16 protein-coding genes are annotated in these 17,320 nt (G+C 68.7%); 6 read left to right on the forward strand and 10 right to left on the reverse strand.

Going from position 1 to position 17,320, the window contains the following annotated elements:
* Positions 1 to 56 precede the first annotated feature (56 nt).
* The 3 genes from BST38_RS12170 to BST38_RS12180 all read left to right on the forward strand — a co-directional run bounded on the left by BST38_RS12170 (position 57) and on the right by BST38_RS12180 (position 4,825).
* Positions 57 to 458 (forward strand): ester cyclase, encoded by a 402-nt coding sequence (locus BST38_RS12170; protein ID WP_083143539.1) that lies wholly within the window; start codon positions 57 to 59, stop codon positions 456 to 458.
* 158 nt (positions 459 to 616) lie between these two features.
* Positions 617 to 2,659 carry a toprim domain-containing protein gene (locus BST38_RS12175; RefSeq protein WP_083143540.1) on the forward strand — a complete coding sequence of 681 codons (2,043 nt, stop codon included), beginning with the start codon at positions 617 to 619 and terminating at the stop codon, positions 2,657 to 2,659.
* A 9-nt stretch (positions 2,660 to 2,668) separates the two neighbouring features.
* On the forward strand, positions 2,669 to 4,825 hold the full coding sequence (locus BST38_RS12180; RefSeq protein ID WP_083143541.1) for a DNA gyrase subunit A: 2,157 nt from the start codon (positions 2,669 to 2,671) through the stop codon (positions 4,823 to 4,825).
* 24 nt (positions 4,826 to 4,849) lie between these two features.
* Here the strand turns inward: BST38_RS12180 and BST38_RS12185 are convergent, their stop codons facing one another.
* The 9 genes from BST38_RS12185 to BST38_RS12225 form a co-directional block, all read right to left on the reverse strand.
* Positions 4,850 to 5,848 carry a LacI family DNA-binding transcriptional regulator gene (locus tag BST38_RS12185; protein WP_083143542.1) on the reverse strand — a complete coding sequence of 333 codons (999 nt, stop codon included), beginning with the start codon at positions 5,846 to 5,848 and terminating at the stop codon, positions 4,850 to 4,852.
* Positions 5,845 to 6,495, reverse strand: a complete 651-nt coding sequence (locus BST38_RS12190; protein WP_083143543.1) for a nucleoside/nucleotide kinase family protein — start codon at positions 6,493 to 6,495, stop codon at positions 5,845 to 5,847. The genes BST38_RS12185 and BST38_RS12190 overlap by 4 nt, the downstream gene beginning before the upstream one ends.
* A 4-nt stretch (positions 6,496 to 6,499) precedes the next feature.
* Positions 6,500 to 7,411, reverse strand: coding sequence for a PfkB family carbohydrate kinase (locus BST38_RS12195; RefSeq protein ID WP_083143544.1), 912 nt, complete (start codon positions 7,409 to 7,411; stop codon positions 6,500 to 6,502).
* Positions 7,389 to 8,168 carry an ATP-binding cassette domain-containing protein gene (locus BST38_RS12200; protein ID WP_181791984.1) on the reverse strand — a complete coding sequence of 260 codons (780 nt, stop codon included), beginning with the start codon at positions 8,166 to 8,168 and terminating at the stop codon, positions 7,389 to 7,391. The genes BST38_RS12195 and BST38_RS12200 overlap by 23 nt, the downstream gene beginning before the upstream one ends.
* Complete coding sequence (locus BST38_RS12205) at positions 8,165 to 9,106, reverse strand: ABC transporter permease (RefSeq protein ID WP_237160753.1); 942 nt, start codon at positions 9,104 to 9,106, stop codon at positions 8,165 to 8,167. The genes BST38_RS12200 and BST38_RS12205 overlap by 4 nt, the downstream gene beginning before the upstream one ends.
* A 73-nt stretch (positions 9,107 to 9,179) precedes the next feature.
* Positions 9,180 to 10,187 carry a substrate-binding domain-containing protein gene (locus BST38_RS12210; protein ID WP_083143546.1) on the reverse strand — a complete coding sequence of 336 codons (1,008 nt, stop codon included), beginning with the start codon at positions 10,185 to 10,187 and terminating at the stop codon, positions 9,180 to 9,182.
* Between the two features lie 128 nt (positions 10,188 to 10,315).
* Positions 10,316 to 11,443 carry a coiled-coil domain-containing protein gene (locus tag BST38_RS12215; RefSeq protein WP_181791983.1) on the reverse strand — a complete coding sequence of 376 codons (1,128 nt, stop codon included), beginning with the start codon at positions 11,441 to 11,443 and terminating at the stop codon, positions 10,316 to 10,318.
* A 52-nt stretch (positions 11,444 to 11,495) separates the two neighbouring features.
* Complete coding sequence (locus BST38_RS12220) at positions 11,496 to 12,191, reverse strand: nitroreductase family protein (protein WP_237160755.1); 696 nt, start codon at positions 12,189 to 12,191, stop codon at positions 11,496 to 11,498.
* On the reverse strand, positions 12,188 to 13,282 hold the full coding sequence (locus BST38_RS12225; protein ID WP_083143585.1) for an NAD(P)H-dependent amine dehydrogenase family protein: 1,095 nt from the start codon (positions 13,280 to 13,282) through the stop codon (positions 12,188 to 12,190). The genes BST38_RS12220 and BST38_RS12225 overlap by 4 nt, the downstream gene beginning before the upstream one ends.
* Before the next feature lie 121 nt (positions 13,283 to 13,403).
* Between BST38_RS12225 and BST38_RS12230 the strand changes: the two genes are divergently transcribed.
* Positions 13,404 to 14,312, forward strand: coding sequence for an enoyl-CoA hydratase (locus BST38_RS12230; protein WP_083143586.1), 909 nt, complete (start codon positions 13,404 to 13,406; stop codon positions 14,310 to 14,312).
* A 167-nt stretch (positions 14,313 to 14,479) separates the two neighbouring features.
* Here the strand turns inward: BST38_RS12230 and BST38_RS12235 are convergent, their stop codons facing one another.
* The gene (locus tag BST38_RS12235; RefSeq protein ID WP_083143547.1) at positions 14,480 to 15,280 is read right to left on the reverse strand and encodes a TetR/AcrR family transcriptional regulator; all 801 of its coding nucleotides are present in this window, start codon (positions 15,278 to 15,280) and stop codon (positions 14,480 to 14,482) included.
* 225 nt (positions 15,281 to 15,505) lie between these two features.
* On the opposite strand from BST38_RS12235, the gene BST38_RS12240 reads away from it, so the two are divergent.
* Both BST38_RS12240 and BST38_RS12245 read left to right on the forward strand, forming a co-directional pair.
* Positions 15,506 to 16,693, forward strand: coding sequence for an amidohydrolase family protein (locus BST38_RS12240; RefSeq protein ID WP_083143548.1), 1,188 nt, complete (start codon positions 15,506 to 15,508; stop codon positions 16,691 to 16,693).
* Positions 16,694 to 16,734: 41 nt separating this feature from the next.
* On the forward strand, positions 16,735 to 17,320 hold a 586-nt coding region (locus BST38_RS12245), incomplete at its 3' end, for an amidohydrolase family protein (RefSeq protein ID WP_165761583.1).

Below are 17,320 nucleotides of genomic sequence, written 5' to 3' on the forward strand. Positions count from 1 at the left end.
GCTGACGTTCGTCGTGGCGTCGTGGTGACACCGCCTGGTACCCCTACCGTTGACTCATGACCGAGTCGAACAAAGCTCTGGTGCGCAGGTTCTTCACCGCGGTCGAAGAGGGTGCCTTCGACGTCTTCGACGAGATCGTCGCCGAGCATTACGACGACCACCTTCCCGGCACCTCACCCGGCCGCGAATCCCTCAAGACCTACTTCCGTGGGTTGCGGTCGGCGTTCCCGGACCTCCGGCTGCCGATCTCGCAGATGGTCGCCGAGGGAGACCGCGTCGCGGTGCTCAACGCCGTCCAGGGCACCCACCGCGGCGAGTTCCTCGGCATCGCCCCCACCGGCCGCAGCGTGGACGCCTCGGCGTTCCAGCTGTACCGGATCCAGGACGGTCGACTGGCCGAGCACTGGGAGGTCGCCGACTTCGCGACGCTGCAGCGGCAGCTGACCGGGCCGGCCTGACACAGATCACACCGGCCGGCAAAACACCGGTTCGCCTGCGCCTTCGCGGCGATTCGATCACAGCTGCACGCCCCCGGCCTGCAGATACCGGGGAAAGTCGGACCAGCCGTCTACCATTCCCTCGGCACCCCTCCCCGACGATGGAAAAGACACCAGACGTGAGTTACACCGCCGCTGACATCACCGAGCTCGACGATGTCCAGCACACCCGCCTGCGGCCGGCGGTCAACCTCGGTCTGGACGTCCTGAACACCGCACTTCGCGAGTTGATCGACAACGCCGTCGAGGAGGTCGCCGACCCCAGCCACGGCGGGTCGACGGTGACCATCACGCTGCACGCCGACGGGTCGGTCAGCGTCGCCGACGACGGCCGCGGCCTGCCAGTCGACACCGACCCCACCACCGGCAAGAACGGCATCGTCAAGACCCTCGGTACCGCGCGTGCCGGCGGAAAGTTCTCCGCGCACACCGACGCCACCAGCACCGGCGCCGGGTTGAACGGAATCGGCGCCGCCGCAGCGGTGTTCATCTCCGCGCGTACCGACGTCACCGTGCACCGCGACGGCAAGACCTACGTGCAGTGCTTCGGCCGCGGTTATCCCGGGGTGTTCGAGGACACTGATGAGCGGGGGTTCGACGCGGATGCACCCTTCAGCCGCAACGACACCCAGAAACTCCGCGGCGTCGGCAACCGCAAGCCCAAGCTGCACGGCACCACCGTGCGGATCCTGTTCGACCCGTCCGTCGTACCGGACTCCACCGTCGACATCGGCGAGGTGCTTCTGCGCGCACACGCCGCGGCGCGGATGTCCCCGGGTGTGCGGCTGGTCGTCGTCGACGAGGGCTGGCCCGGTGACGAGATCCCGCCCGCGCTGCTCGAACCGTTCGACGGCCCGTGGGGCACCGACACACTGCTCGACCTGATGTGCACCGCGGCAGGCACCCCGGCCCCGGGTGTGCGGGCGATCGTCGAGGGCCGCGGCGAGTACACCACCGGGCGCGGGCCGACCCCGTTCCGCTGGTCGCTGACCGCCGGGCCCGCCGAACCGGCGACGGTGGCCGCGTTCTGCAACACCGTGCGCACCCCCGGCGGCGGCTCGCACCTGACCGCGGCGATCAAGGGGCTGTCCGAGGCGCTCGCCGACCGGGCGTCCCGCATCCGCGACCTCGGTCTCGCCAAGGGCGAAGAAGGCCCGGAGCCACAGGATTTCGCGGCCGTCACCGCGCTGGCCGTCGACACCCGCGCCCCCGACGTGTCCTGGGATTCGCAGGCCAAAACCGCGGTGTCGTCTCGGTCGCTGAACCTGGCGATGGCACCGGATGTGGCGCGCAGCGTCACCGTGTGGGCGGCCAACCCCGCCAACAACGACACCGTCACGCTCTGGACGAAGCTCGCCCTGGAGTCAGCGCGGGCCCGGCGCAGCGCCGAGGGCGCCAAGGCCCGTTCCCGGGCGGCGTCGAAGGCCAAGGGCCTGGGCACCAACCTGTCGCTACCACCGAAGCTGTTGCCCAGCAGGGAAACCGGCCGCGGCTCGGGAGCCGAACTGTTCCTCTGCGAGGGCGACTCGGCGCTGGGCACCATCAAGGCCGCCCGCGACGCGACGTTCCAGGCCGCGTTCCCGCTGAAGGGAAAGCCGCCCAACGTGTACGGTTTCGCGCTGAGCAAGGCCAGGGCCAAGGACGAGTTCGACTCGATCGAACGCATTCTGGGCTGCGGCGTCCGGGACAACTGCGATCCGGAGCTGTGCCGCTACGACCGGATCCTGTTCGCCTCCGACGCCGACCCCGACGGCGGCAACATCAACTCCAGCCTGATCTCGATGTTCCTGGACTTCTACCGTCCGCTGGTGGAGGCCGGCATGGTCTTCGTGACGTTGCCGCCGCTGTTCGTGGTGAAGAACGGTGACGAGCGGATCTACTGCCAGGACGAATCCGAACGTGACGCGGCGGTGGCCCAGCTGAAGGCCACCTCGAAGAAACGCGTCGAGGTGCAGCGCAACAAGGGTCTCGGCGAGATGGACGCCGACGACTTCTGGAACACCGTGCTCGATCCGCACCGCCGCACGGTGATTCGCGTGCATCCCGATGACGCGGACAGGAAGCTGCACCACACGCTGTTCGGCGGACCTCCGGAGGGAAGGCGCACGTGGATGGCGGAGATCGCCGCCCGCGTCGACACCGCTTCCCTCGACCTCGACTAGGAATCTGACGTGACCGCCACTCTCGACATCCCCGAGCAGAACCCCGATCTGGTACTCGAGCAGAGCGCCGACGACTACTGGAACCACTATCAGCTGACGTTCGCGCTCTACAGCGTCAGCGACCGCGCGATTCCGTCGGCGTTCGACGGTCTCAAGCCCGGCCAGCGGCGGCTGCTCTACCAGATGCACGAGTCGCGGCTGCTGCCCGGCAACAAGCCGCAGAAGTCGTCGAAGGTGTGCTCGGCGGTCACCGGCAACCTTCACCCGCACGGCGGCGCGTCGATGTACGGTGCCGCCGCGCTGATGGCCGCGGACTTCCAGCGCGTGAAAGTCATTGACGGACAAGGCGCCTTCCCCCGAATCCAGGGCGACATCCCGGCCGCCGACCGCTACACCGAGATGCGGCTGTCCGCGCCTGGCGCGGCACTGACCGCCGAACTCGACAGCCACGCGGTGCCGATGGTGCCGACTTTCGACGGCGAATGGATCGAGCCGACGGTGCTGCCGGCGCAGTGGCCGGTGCTGCTGTGCAACGGCGCGGTCGGTATCGCCGAGGGCTGGGCCACCAAGGTGCCCGCGCACAACCCCCGCGAGATCATGGCCGCCTGCCGGGCGCTGCTGAAGACCCCGAACATGACCGACGACCGGTTGTGCAAGCTGATCCCGGGACCCGACTGGGGCTGCGGTGCGTCCGTGATCGGCACCGCCGGGCTTCGGGAGTACATCACCACCGGCCGCGGCCAGTTCACGGTGCGGGGCACGATCAGCGTCGAGGGCAAGAACTGCATCATCACCGAGCTGCCGCCGGGAGTCGCGAGCAACACCGTGCAGGACCGGATCCGGGCGCTGGTCGAGTCCGGCGAGATGTCCGGTGTCGCCGACATGTCCGATCTGACCGACCGCCGCAACGGGCTGCGCATCGTCGTGACGGCCAAGCGCGGCTACAACGCCGAGCAGATCCGGGATCAGCTGCTGGCACTGACCCCGCTGGAATCGACGTTCGCCGCCAGCCTGGTCGCGCTCGACGAGAACCGGGTGCCGCGCTGGTGGTCGGTGCGCGAGCTGATCGCGGCGTTCCTGTCCCTGCGGGATTCGGTGGTGCTGCACCGCAGCGAGTACCGGCTGGAGAAGGTTTCCGCACGCCGGCATCTGGTGGCCGGTCTGATGAAGATCCACCTGGACATCGATGCGGCCGTCGCCGTCATCAGAGGCTCCGAGACCGTCGACGAGGCGCGCCGGGGTCTGCAAGAACGCTTCTCCATCGACGAGGCGCAGGCCGATTACGTTCTGGCGCTCCAGCTTCGACGGCTCACCAAACTGGACGTGATCGAGCTGCAGGCCGAGGCCGAGAAGCTCGACGCCGAGTTCGCCGAGCTCAGTGAACTGGTGGCGAATCCGGACGCCCGCCGCAAGGTGATCGACGAGGAGCTCGTCGAGACCGCGAAGCTGTTCAAGGGTCCCGAGTTCGACCGCCGCACGGTGCTGGACTACGACGCGACCCCGGTGTCGTCCAACAACGGCGAGGACGGTGCCCGCGAGCGCAAGGTCAACACCGCGTGGCGCCTCGACGACCGCGGCGTGTTCTCGGACAGCCACGGCGATCTGCTCACCTCAGGTCTGGGCTGGGCGGTGTGGTCCGACGGCCGGATCAAGTTCACCACCGGCGGCGGGCTGCCGTACAAGACCCGCGACATCCCCGTCGCGCCGGACATCACCGGGTTGGTGCGCTCCGGGGTGATGCCCCTCGGCCATCACCTGGCGTTGGTGACGCGGCGCGGCCGGATCCTGCGCATCGACCCGGCGGCGGTGAACCCGCAGGGTGTGGCGGGCAACGGGGTGGCCGGGGTGAAGCTGGTGGCGGGCGACCCCGAAGACACCGTGATCGCGGCGCTGCCGCTGACCTGTCAGAACGGTGAGGCGATCCTGTCGGTCGCCGAAAAGAGCTGGAAGGTCACCGAAGTCGCCGACATCCCGGTCAAGGGCCGCGGTGGTGCCGGCGTCGGATTCCACCCGTTCGTCAAGGGCGAGGGTCTGCTGCTCGCGGCCGCGGTGTCGCCGACCGGGTACGTGCGCGGCAAGAAGACCGTGCGCGCCGAGAACCGCGCCAAGGCCGCCGTGAAGGGCTCCGGCGCCGACGTCACGCCCGCACCGCCGCCCGAAAGCTGAGCCTGCGGGCTAGGCCGGTGGCAGTCAGCCGCAGCCGCACGAGTTGCGGTGGTGGAACGCCGTCGGCACCTGGATCCGTTGTGGCGCGGCGTCGTCGCCCCGCATGCGGCGCAGCAGCAATTCGACCGCGGTGGCGCCGATGGTGTCCACGTCCTGTGCGGCGGCGGTGAGCTTCGGTTCGAACAGGTCTGACCATTCGAAGTCGTCGTAGCAGACCAGCGCGACGTCGCCTGGGATCGACAGCCCGAGGCTGCGTACGGCTTTGAGCGTGCCGATGGTCATCGCGTTGTTCATCGACACCAGCGCACTCGGCCGGTCCGTGCTCGACATCAGCGCGCGCACTTCACGTTCGGCGGTATCGGTGTTGGAATCGCCGTCGAGCACCAGATCGTCGTCGAGTTCGATACCGCGGCCGGTCAGCGCCGCGAGGTGACCGTCGAACCGTTCGGTGGTCGACGAGATCCCGGGCTTACCGCGCACGACACCGATGCGCTGGTGGCCGAGGTCGAGCAGGTGCTCGGTCAACGACCGTGCCGCGTCGAGGTTCTCCGCGGACACCTGGTCGGCGGCGATGTCGGCGCCGCGGTCGATCAGCACCAGCGGCGTTCCGGTGCCGGTGATCTCGGGCAGTGTGGCCCGCTCAGATCCGGCCGCCGGGGCCACGATCATCCCGTCGACCCGGCGACCGAGCAGCGAGTCCACCACCCGCTTCTCCGAATCCACCTCGTCGTGCGAATCACCCACGATCAGTACGTATCCGGCGTCGGAGAGGGCCCGTTCGACCGCGTGCACCAGCCCGCCGAAGTACGGGTTGGTCAGTGCCGAGATGGACAGCCCGACGGTGTGCGTCCGGCCACCGGCCAGGGCGCGCGCGACGACGTTGCTCCGGTACCCGGTCTCCTCGATCGCCGCCTCGACGCGTAGCCGGGTCTCGGCGTTGACCTTGCGGGTGCCGTTGAGCACGTGTGACACCGTGGACGCCGACACCCCGGCGATGCGGGCCACGTCACCCATCGTGGTCATGGCACGCGCACGATCCGGTCCGCGCGATGCGCGGTCGACTCGATCAGCCGGGCGTTGTTCTCGTCGGGCCCGAGCGCCCAGCGCTGTGCGTCTTCGGCGGATTTGCCGTACGCCTGGTGCCGGCGCACCAGCCGGGTCCGCCGAATATCGGTGTCGGGGGCCAGGAACCACACCTGGTCGACGCAGGAGCGCGCCGCGGGCCACGCATCGCATTCCAGCAGCAGGTAGTTGCCCTCGGTGACGACCAGCGGCACCTCGGACGGTACCGGGATCGCCGACCCGATCGACTCCTCGATCTCGCGCTCGAACCGCGGCGCGTACACCACCGGATCCCCCGGGCGCTGGGCCCGCAGCGTCGCGAGCAGGCGGGCGTAGCCCCCGTCGTCGAAGGTGTCGTGCGCCCCTTTGCGGTCGCGGCGGCCCAGGTCGATCAGCACCCCGTTGGCGAGGTGGTACCCGTCCATCGGGACCAGCACCGCGGTCTGCGGCCCGAGCGCGGCGACGAGCTGTTCGGCGACGGTCGACTTCCCGGCCGCGGGCGCGCCGGTCAGGCCGAGGATGCGGCGTTCGCCGGGAACGACGAGCGCCGTTGCCCACTCGACCAACTGGTCCAGCGTGGCATCCTGTACGTCCTGCACGATGGTCACCGTCTCACTTTCGCGTCTGTTCACCGGCGAGTTTGCTCAGCCAGGCCCGTGGGCCGATCACCGAACACCGTAGTGCCGCGACCCGTGCCGAGCGACAGATGCCCTCTGCGACCCCGACATCGGGGCCGACCGCGTGGTAGGCGTACGCGCCGTGGAACACGTCGCCGGCGCCGAGGGTGTCGACCACGTCGACCGGCGGCACCGCCACCGACCCGGAATCACCACCGGCCCACCATTCGACGGGATCGCCACCGTGGGTGATCACGACGGTGCCGACCCCGGCGCCGATCAGCGCTTCGGCGGTGGCCGCGGGGTCCGCGGCGCCCGGGGTGCGGAAGTCGGCTGAGCACACCATGTCCGTCGCGTGCGGGATCAGGTCGGCCATCACGGGTTTCCACCGGCCCGCGTCGACGACCAGCGTCTTGCGGTACGACGTCGCGTGTGCCGCGGCGGCGCGCGCCATCAGCGGGTGGTGGCCGTCGACGAGCACCACGTCGGCCCCGGCGATCAGGCCGGCGAGGTCTTCCGGTGGTGCGGCTTCGGAGTTCACCGCGTCAGCCGAGATCACCGAGCGGTCCCCGGTCGATTCGACGACCGCGACCGCCGAGACGGGTACCGAGCGGACCGTGCCCGCCGCGGCGTCGACGACGGTGACGCCGTGCGCGGTGAGTTCGGCACGGATCAGGCCGGCGATCGGGTCGTCACCGAGGGCCGTCACCAGGATCGCCCGGCCGCCCAGCGCCGCGAACGTGACCGCCGCGTTCGCGGCGGGACCGCCCGCGGCGACGAACTGTGCGGTCGAGGTGATCTTCTCGTTCGTCCCCGGGGGTTTCGTGATGCGGTGGATCACGTCGAGGGTGGCCAGCCCGACGAAGACCCCGACCGGGGGCCGCTCAGAGACCGCCGCGTTCCTCATCGGTCGGCTCCTCCGCGCCGGTCATGAGCGCGACGACCTCGGACATCGAGCGCTGCTTCGGGTCGACGACCCCGGCCCGGCGCCCCAGTCGGTGGATGTGGATCCGGTCGGCCACCTCGAACACGTGCGGCATGTCGTGGCTGATCAGCACCACCGGGATCCCGCGGTCGCGAATCGACTTGATCAGGTCGATCACCTGTCCCGACTCCCGCACCCCGAGGGCTGCCGTCGGCTCGTCCATGATGATCACGCCGCGGCCGAACGCGGCGGCCCGGGCCACCGCCACGCCCTGACGCTGTCCGCCGGACAGCGTCTCCACCGGCTGGCCCACCGACTTGATGCCGATCCTCAGGTCGGCGAGATGCTGCGACGCCTCCTCCCGCATCCGCGGCATGTCGAGCCGGCGGAACAGCGTGCCCGCCAGTCCTTTACGCCGAACCTCGCGGCCGAGATACAGGTTGGACGCGATATCCAGCGCCGGCACCACCGCGAGATCCTGGTAGACGGTCTCGATCCCGGCGGCCCTGGCATCACGGGTGTTTTTGAACGACACGGCCTTTCCGTGCATCCGGATCTCGCCCGCGTCGGGGACCACCGCACCCGCGAGCGCCTTGATCAGACTGGACTTGCCGGCACCGTTGTCACCGATGACGGCCAGCACCTCGGCTTCGCGCAGCTCGAAGTCGGCCCCGTCGATCGCGGTGACGTGGCCGTAGCGCTTGACCAGCCCGCGGGCCTCCAATACCGGTGTGCTCACTGGGATCTCCTGCGGGCGAACTGGTCCACCGCGACCGCGACGATCACCAGGATTCCGGTGGCGATGTTCTGGTAGAGGCTGTCGACGCCGGCCTGGGTGAGCCCGTTGCGCAGCACCGCGACGATCAGCATGCCGACCAGGGTGCCGCCGACGCCGCCGCGCCCGCCGAACAGGCTGGTGCCGCCGATCACCACGGCGGTGATCGTCTCGAGGTTCGCGTTCTGGTACGCGTTCGGGTCGGCGTTCGGGATGCGCCCGAGCGCGGCCCACGCGGCGATCGCCGCGATCACCCCGGTGGTCAGGTACACCGAGAACAGCACCCGGCCGGACTTGACGCCCAGCAGGTCCGCCGACTGAGGATTGCCCCCGACCGCGTAAACGTGTTTCCCCCAGGCGGTTTGGGATAGCGCATACCACACGACCGCGTAGACCAGCAGCATCGCGACCACGCCGTACGTCGTCGAGAACGAGCCGATACGGAACGACGTGCCCAGGAACGTCAGCACCCCCGGCTCCACCCGGTAGGTCTCCGAGCCCGCGAGCAGACGGGTTCCTGCCAGGATCGCGGTGAACGTTCCCAGCGTGACGATGAACGGTGGCAGCCGCAGGGTGGTGACGAGGCCACCGTTGATCGCGCCGAACGCGACGCACACCAGCACTGTCGCCGCGAGCGCGAGGAACGGCCCCCCGGGGCCGGCGGTCTGCGCCATCACGATGGTGCCGAACACCGCGATCGCTCCGATCGACAGGTCGATCCCGGCGGTCAGGATGATCAGCGTCTGCCCGACCGCGAGAATCCCGACGACCACCGACTGCTGCAGGATCAGCGAGACGTTCTGCGGGTTCAGGAACGAGTCGGAGATCGCGCTGAACACCACGACGGCGATGACGAGCGCGATCAGCGGCCCGACGAGCGGTTCCCGCAGCAGGCGTCCCACGTTGAACCGGTCGGCCGCCGGTTCCTTCGGTCTCGCGGGAGGCGTCGCGGTTGTCGCGGATGACTCCGACACGTCAGCCCCAGCAGTTCTGTTCGCCCCAGGCGGTGTCCTTGGAGTCGAGCCCCGGGACCGGCTTGTCGGTGATCAGCTCGGAACCGGTGTCGTTGAATCCGCTGGGCTTGGTGCCGTCCTTGGCGAACTTCACCACGGCCTGCACCCCGAGTTCGGCCATCTTCGCCGGAAACTGCATCACGGTGGCGCCGACCTTGCCGTCCTTGACGTCGGCGACGCCCGTGCAGCTTCCGTCGATGGAGCCGATCACGATCTGGCCTTCGCGGCCGGCGGACTGGATCGCCTGGTACGCGCCCGCCGCGGCCGGCTCGTTGATGGTGTACAGCGCGTTGGCCCCCGGCGCGCGCTGCAACAGGTTCTCCATCGCGGTCTGCGCCTTGGTCTGGTCGCCGTTGGTGTTCTCCTGGCCGACGATCTCGGGCGAGCCCTCGGCGATCCCGAATCCCTCAAGGAAGCCCTCGTGCCGGAAGGTGTCGACGGTGCCGCCCGGGGTGCCGTCGAGCATCAGCAGCTGGGCCGGCGCGGCGCCGAGTGCGGCGCGCACCCACTTGCCCTGGCTGACCCCGGCGGCCAGGTTGTCGGTCGCGAAGGTCGCGTCGACGGCGTCCTCGGGATCGGTCGCGGTGTCCAGCGCGATGACGACGACGCCGGCGTCGCGGGCCTTGGCGATCGCGTCGAGCACACCGGTCGAGGAGTTGGGGGTGATCAGGATGCCCTTCACTCCCTGACCGACCATGTTCTCGATCGCCGCGACCTGACCTTCGTTGTCGCCGTCGAATGCTCCCGCCACCGCGATCAGTTCAGCACCGTCTTTGTCGGCCTGCGCCTTGGCGGCTTCGCGGATCTTCACGAAGAACGGGTTCGAGTCGGTCTTGGTGATCAGGCCGACCTTGATGCCGTCCGATCCCGAGCCGCCGCAGGCGGTCAGTCCGAGGACCAGCGATCCCGCCATCACCGTGGCCCCGACCATGCGCGAGATTCTGCTGCCGTGCCCGAACGTCCCGAACATCTAGACTCCCGTCGCCGATGCGACGCCCGGCGCGCCGCTGTGCTCTGCATCACACTAGAGCACCAGGCAAGCGCTTACGCAAGCGCTTGCGCCATTTTTCGGCGTCGATTTTCGTGAGGCGCGAGGGGCTAGCGGCGCGGTGTCACCGTGAGGTGGACGTGGTCGTAATGGCCGTATCCCGTGGCCTGCGGACCGGCCGGCGTGTAGTAGGTGCCCCGCCAGATCACGTCCTGCAGCCCGAAGCGGGCCGCGTTGGCCAACGCGTACGCCATGATCTGGTCGCCGAGCGCGATGCCCTCCGGGCTGCCGTGGTTCGGGATCATGATGTCGATCGCCAGACCGCTGGGATGCCACGGCTTGGAGTCCGGACGGACCCCGCCGATGTTCGCGATCTGCGGGAACTGCTGGCTGACGGCCCGCGCCGCGAGGATCGCGTTCGGCTGCAGCCCGGCCTCGACCGCAACGCCCATCGGCAGCGCCTCGGGGACATCGGGGATCGGCGCCGCCGGCGGCGGGGCGACGTCGCCGGGCGGGATCGCCGGCAGCGCTTCGATCGGCGGAACGGGAGGCGGCGGTGCCGCGGGCGGGAGCGCGACCGGCGGCGGCGCGGCGTCGACGATCGCCTGCTGCTGCGGGGTCAGCGCGGCGTACTGGGCTTCGGCCGCGGCGATCTGCTGCAGCAGCTCGGCGAGCTTGGCCTGCAACTCGGCGCGTATCGCGGCGGCGGCCTCGGCGGCGGCACTGGCGTCGGCGGCGGACTTCTCCGACGCCTGGGCGGCGCCGGCGGCGCGCTCGCGCGCCGATCGGAAGGCCCGCATCTGGTCGGCGATCCTTGTGCCGAGCGTGCGCTGCATCGCGAGCTGATCGATCAGCTTCTGCGGGGACGCCGCGGTCAGCAGCGCGGCGAACTCGGTACGGCTGCCGCTCATGTAATCCATCGCGGCGACGCGGTCGACCGCGCCCTGCAGCGCGGCGACGTCGGCGGTCGCGGCGTCCAGCGCGGCCTGGTCGGCGCGGTGGCGCTCGGCGGCGGCGGCCTGTTCGGCGAACTTCACCTCGGCGTCGTACTGGGCGGTCGTCAGGGCCTGCCGGCTCTGTACGGCTTGCTGGGACAACTCGTTGAGCCTGGCGAGCGCATCGGCGGCCGGGTCGGCGATCGCACCGCCGACGGCCATCGCCGCGACCAGGACAGCCGTCGCAAAACCGCACGTCGTCCGCTTGAGGGCGTAGCGCACCCCGGTCCTGCGAATGGTCACGGTCCTTCACTCGTGGACCGCCACCGGCCCGTCGTCGATACCCCGGGAAAGGCTACGAACTGGCCCCGGCGATGTCCACTCGGACCGTGTCGGCACCGGCGCCGGTCCAGGGCCGGTCCCACCGGTCCACCACCGCCACCTCCGCCAGCGGCCTTCGCCGCACCGGCTTGTGCCCGCCGCGGGGCCGTCCCACGGTCAACAGCGCGGCGAGCTGCCAATCGTGCGGGATTCCGATCAGCTCGCGCAGATCGTCCTCGCAGAGGCTGTGCCACAGCGTGATGGCCGCGCCGAGACCTTGACTGCGCGCGGCCAACAAGAAGTTCTGCATCGCCGGGAAGACCGAGCCGCCCTGGTGCAGGTCGGACGCCCCCGGCTGCGGCTGGACGCAGAACAGCACGAGGGCGGGAGCCGAACCGCCTGCACGCATATGTTCTGCCATCGCGCTCAGCACCCGCGATTTCGGATCCGTGGCCCCGTCGTCCAGATCGGGCAACCGGTAGAACTCCCGCATGCTGTCCCACGCCCGCGCGGCGGCCGCGCTGATCAGTGCGCGCGCCTCCTCGGAGCGCAGCACCACGAAGCGCCACGGCTGCTGGTTGCCGCCCGACGGAGCCCAGCTCGCCGCGGTCAGGCACCGCTGTAGCGCGCGGTCGTCGACCGGATCGTCGCGGTATCGCCGCACCGCGGACGCCGTGCTCATGACGGTCCAGAGGTCGTCGGAGGTGGCCGGAACCGCGTCGCGGGTCATACCGGCAGGGCAGAACGGGTCGACGGCAGCACGCCGCGCCAGGTCCCGCCGCGCACCGGTCCGGTCACCAGGGGCAGGTCGAGCGTCGACAGCGGCCCCGGCGGTGCCGCGATGACCGCGGGGATGGCGTTGAGCTCACGCATCACCGTCGCGTAGGTCAGGCCGCGCATATTGTCACCGCGGCCGTGCATCTCGATGTCCACGGTGTAGGTCGGCAGCCCGTCGACGATGACGCGGTAGCCCCCGTGCGGGGACGGATGCCGGGGCCAGTCCGGCGCCGACTCCTCACCCATCCGCGTGATGTGCTCCAACACCACCCTGGGCTCCCCGTCGACGATCCCCGCCAACTTGAACCGCATCCCGCCCATGGTGCCCGGTTCGATCCATCCCGAGGCGACCTCGTAACGCCGTGTGGCTAGCCACTTTTCGATGGTGGTGTCGACACGATCCAGCGGCAGTCCCACGCCGTCGGCCACCAGATGCACGGTGGGTGCCCACAGCGCGGCAAGACGTTCGGGGTCGAACAGCGGGGCGGGATGGTCGGGCGGATGCCCGAAACCCATGAAGTCGAACATGATGTCGGGCTGATCGATGGGCCCGTAGTCGAGGATCTCGAGCATGGTGATCGTATCGACCCGGCTACTGAATCCGGTCATGGTCAGCGCGATCACGTCGTTGGCCCAACCGGGGTCGACCCCGCTGTTGAAGAAGCTGGTGCCGCCCTCCTCGCAGGCCGATTCGATGAGCTCGGCGGTCTCACGATCGGCCGCGGGCGGGTAGCACATCGGCACCAGAGACGTGCACACGACGTTCTTGCCGGCGCGAAGGCACCGTGCGATGTCTTGCGCGGCTTCGCGATAGCGGTAATCCCCGGATGCGAAGTAGGCCACCGCGTCGGCGTCGAGGGCCAGTGCCGCGTCGATGTCGCGCGTCGCCACCACCCCGGTGGCCGGCATGCCACAGAGCGCGCCCGCGTCCATGCCGTCCTTGGCCTCGGCATGCACGACCACGCCGGCCAGGTCGAGCCCCGGGTGCGCGATCAGCGCCCGCAGCGCACCCACCCCGACCTGGCCGGGACCCCACAGGATCACCTTCGGGTTGTGTCGGATCTCTGTCATGTCCACCTTCCCCGGCGAAGAAGCGATGTGTGAGAACATAGCTTCTCACTAACGGATAACACCATTACCACAGTGCGCGACGATGGAGGAGCCGATGACCGATTACCAGTTCTTGACGTGGGAGGTGTTCGACGACGGGCAGATCGTCCGGATCTCGCTGAACCGTCCGGAACAGCGCAACGCCCAGAACCGGGGAATGCTGGTCGAACTCGACGACGCTTTCGCGCGCGCCGAAGCCGACGACGAGGTCCGCGTCGTCATCCTCGCCGGCGAGGGTCCGATGTTCTCCTCCGGCCACGACATCGGCTCCAAACAGGCCCGCGCGGAGTTCTCACCCGGCCCGGACCAGCACCCGACCGCGACCATCAACGGTGGCACCCGCGAGGGCGCCGAGAAGATCATGCTGCAGGAGTGGCACTACTTCTTCCAGAACAACCTGCGTTGGCGCAATCTGCGCAAGATCACCATCGCACAGGTCCACGGGGACGTGTTCTCGGCGGGTCTGATGCTGATCTGGGCCTGCGACCTGATCGTGGGAAGCGAGGAGGTGCGCTTCGCCGACGTGGTCGGCACCCGGCTGGGCATGTGCGGCATGGAGTACTTCGGCCACCCATGGGAATTCGGCCCGCGGCGCGCCAAGGAGCTGATGCTGACCGGCGATGCGATCGACATCGAGGAGGCCTACCGGCTGGGCATGGTGAGCAAGGTCTTCACGCGCGAGGAACTACCCGAACGCACGCTGGAGATGGCGCGCCGTATCGCGACCGTGCCGACCATGGCCGCCCTGCTGATCAAGGAGTCGGTCAACCAGTCCGTGGACAACATGGGTTTCTACAACGCGCTGCAGTCCTGCTTCACGCTGCATCAACTGAACCACTCGCACTGGGTCGGGGTACGCGACGACAAACGTGCGACCGCCGGCGAGGAGCAGGGTGTACCGAACTGGCGCACCGCACCGCCCATCGTGCTGTCGGTCAAAGACCAGGTGCGTGCCGAGGCATGACGACCGTCCCGCGACCGATGGACGTCACCATCCCGAGCCCGTAACCGCCGTGGATGTGCAGCGCGCGTTGCGTTGCGTCGCGGGCGGTTTCGTCGGCCCTGGGGACCACGATCTATACGGGCACCAGCGAGGTGCAGCGCACCAACATCGCCCAGCGCGGGCTCGGTCTACCCCGTGAGATCTTTGGCCTTGCGCGGGGTTCGCTTGCGGGGCGCCGCCTTGGCGGCGACAGCCTTCTTCGCCGGAGCCGCAGGCGGGGTCAGCGCCTGCAGGCACCACGCCCACAGCTGGTCCTCTTCGAGTTCGGCGCCCTTGACGCCCAGGTGGAACACCCCGATCTGGGCCAGCGCGACGAGCGTGGAGTTCAGCAGGGTGGTCAACTGGGCGGGGGTCAGATCCTCACGCACCAGGCCGGCGCGCGAGCACGCGGTCAGGATCTTGGTCAGCAGCTTCTGGTGCGGCTCCCAGATCTTCGCGAAGTCCGCGGGCCGTTCGATCTCCAAGCTGAGGTTGTAGATCGTCATGACCCGGCCGCCGACCGCCTCCGAGGACTCCGCGCGGGACAGGAATCCGCGACAGAACGCCTCCAGCTGAGCCATCGGCCCGTCGGCTGCGGCCGCGGCGACTTCTTGACGAATCCCCTCGGTGAACTGACTGGTGGCGTTCTCGTACAACGCGAGCAGCAGCTCTTCCTTACCCGCGAAGTGCTGGTAGAAGGCGCGCAAGCTCAAGTTCGAGCGGTCGATCAACGTCTGGATCGTGAAGTCGGCCCGCCCCGACTCCTCGACGAGCTCAAGTGCGGTGGCCAGGAATCGCGAGCTGCGCGCGAGCGCACGGGCACGAGCCTGACTGAGGCGACGCTCGATGGTGCGCTCCTGCCAGCTGCTCGGCATCCCGGCCTCGACCTCGGCCTCGACCAGCTCCAGGTCAGCGTTCACGTCGGGCTCGGTGCGTTTCTTCGCAGTCATGATGGGTTGAGAATACGCGTTCCCCGTCGAACACACGCTGCCGACCGACACGTGCATCTTGCCGGGACCTCCACACCTGGCCGTCCCCCGTCACCGGTGCGCGGCGCGACGGCCGAACCCGCGCGCGGGTGCACAACGATGCGGTAGCGTGAAAACGCTTATTCTCATTTGCGGAAACAATTGTTTTGCGGCTGTGTCGCAGCCCGTCCCCGGAGGAGTGCAGCGTTGAGCGCAGACATCCTGATCGTGTCGCCGGATGACCATCTGGTGGAGCCGGCCGACCTGTGGACCAGCCGGCTACCCAAGCGATTCCACGACGCCGGGCCGCGGATCGTGCGCCATCGCGGCCGCATGGATCCGAGCGTCACCTCCGATGTCGCGTTCATCGACGATCCGGACGGCCGGGATGCCGACATCTGGCACTACGAGGACTCGATCATCCCGATCCCGCTGATCAGCGCCGCGGCCGGCTACGACCTCGACGAGCTGACCACCGATCCGATCACCTACGACGAGATGCGGCCCGGTTGCTATCGCCCCGCCGACCGTCTGGCCGACATGGACATCGCCGGGATCGAAGCCTCGGCATGTTTCCCGAACACCCTGGTGCGGTTCTGCGGGCAGCGCTTCCTCCACGGTAAGGACAAAGAGCTCGCCGAGCTGTGTGTGAAGGCCTACAACGACTTTCAGATCGACGAATGGGGCGCGAGTTCCAACGGGCGGCTCATCCCGCTCGGCATCATCCCGCTGTGGGACGTCGACCTCGCCGCCAACGAGGTCGACCGCGTCGCGGCCAAGGGGATGAAGGCGGTGTGCTTCTCCGAACTGCCGTCCCGGCTGGACCTGCCGTCCATCCACAGCGGCTACTGGGACCCGTTCTTCGCCGCGTGCGAACGTAACGATGTCGGCATCATGCTCCACATCGGATCCAGCTCGTCGCTGACCAAGTCCTCACCCGACGCACCACACGTCGTGACCAGTGCGCTGATGGCGGTCAATTGCACCATCGCACTGGTCGACTGGCTGTTCTCGGCCAAGCTCAAGCAGTTCCCCCGGCTCAAGATCGCGTTCGCCGAGGCGCAGGCCGGCTGGATTCCGTACTACCTGCAACGCGTCGACGAAGTCTGGGAGGACCGCCGGGCCTGGGGCGGCATCCACCCGCTGCTGACCGAGCCCCCCAGCACGCAGGTCCCCGGCCGGATCTGGTTCTCCACCTTCGGTGACCCGGTCGCGTTCCGCATCCTCGACCTCGTCGGCGAGGACCAACTGATGTTCGAGACCGACTACCCGCACAACGACACCAACTGGCCGCACAGCACGGACGTCGCGAACAAGGCCACCGAAGGACTCGACGAGGAAACCAAACGCAAGGTGCTGTCCACCAACGCCAAGAACTTCTTCGGCCTAATCTGATCGTCAGCACGATCTGGTCACCAGCACAAAGGAGTGCCGTTGTGAACAAAGAGGACATGATCCTGATCAGCGTCGACGATCACATCGTCGAGCCGCCTGACATGTTCAAGAATCATCTGCCGCGCAAGTACCTCGATGAGGCGCCGCGGTTGGTGCACAACCCGGACGGCTCGGACACGTGGCAGTTCCGCGATGTGGTGATCCCGAATGTCGCACTCAACGCGGTCGCGGGGCGCCCGAAGGAGGAATACGGCCTGGAGCCCCAGGGCTTGGATGAGATCCGGCCCGGATGCTGGCAGGTCGATGAGCGGGTCAAGGACATGAACGCCGGCGGCATCCTGGGCTCGATGTGCTTCCCGTCGTTCCCGGGGTTTGCGGGCCGGTTGTTCGCCACCGAGGATGCGGAGTTCTCGCTGGCGCTGGTGCAGGCCTACAACGATTGGCACGTCGAGGAATGGTGCGGGGCGTATCCGGCCCGGTTCATTCCGATGACGTTGCCGGTGATCTGGGACCCCGAAGCGTGTGCGGCTGAGATCCGCCGCAACGCCGCGCGCGGGGTGCATTCGTTGACGTTCACCGAGAATCCGTCGGCGATGGGGTATCCGAGTTTCCACGATTTCGAGCATT

This window comes from Mycolicibacterium parafortuitum (genome assembly GCF_002086815.1).
In the GTDB taxonomy this organism is placed as follows: domain Bacteria; phylum Actinomycetota; class Actinomycetes; order Mycobacteriales; family Mycobacteriaceae; genus Mycobacterium; species Mycobacterium parafortuitum.

What these genes read in the sequence shown, in the direction of transcription:
- BST38_RS12170 (WP_083143539.1), top strand. Translation starts at nt 57, where the DNA reads ATGACCGAGTCGAACAAAGCTCTGGTGCGCAGGTTCTTCACCGCGGTC.
- BST38_RS12185 (WP_083143542.1), bottom strand. Translation starts at nt 5,848, where the DNA reads ATGACCACGATGGGTGACGTGGCCCGCATCGCCGGGGTGTCGGCGTCC.
- BST38_RS12195 (WP_083143544.1), bottom strand. Translation starts at nt 7,411, where the DNA reads ATGAGGAACGCGGCGGTCTCTGAGCGGCCCCCGGTCGGGGTCTTCGTC.
- BST38_RS12210 (WP_083143546.1), bottom strand. Translation starts at nt 10,187, where the DNA reads ATGTTCGGGACGTTCGGGCACGGCAGCAGAATCTCGCGCATGGTCGGG.
- BST38_RS12220 (WP_237160755.1), bottom strand. Translation starts at nt 12,191, where the DNA reads ATGACCCGCGACGCGGTTCCGGCCACCTCCGACGACCTCTGGACCGTC.
- BST38_RS12230 (WP_083143586.1), top strand. Translation starts at nt 13,404, where the DNA reads ATGACCGATTACCAGTTCTTGACGTGGGAGGTGTTCGACGACGGGCAG.
- BST38_RS12235 (WP_083143547.1), bottom strand. Translation starts at nt 15,280, where the DNA reads ATGACTGCGAAGAAACGCACCGAGCCCGACGTGAACGCTGACCTGGAG.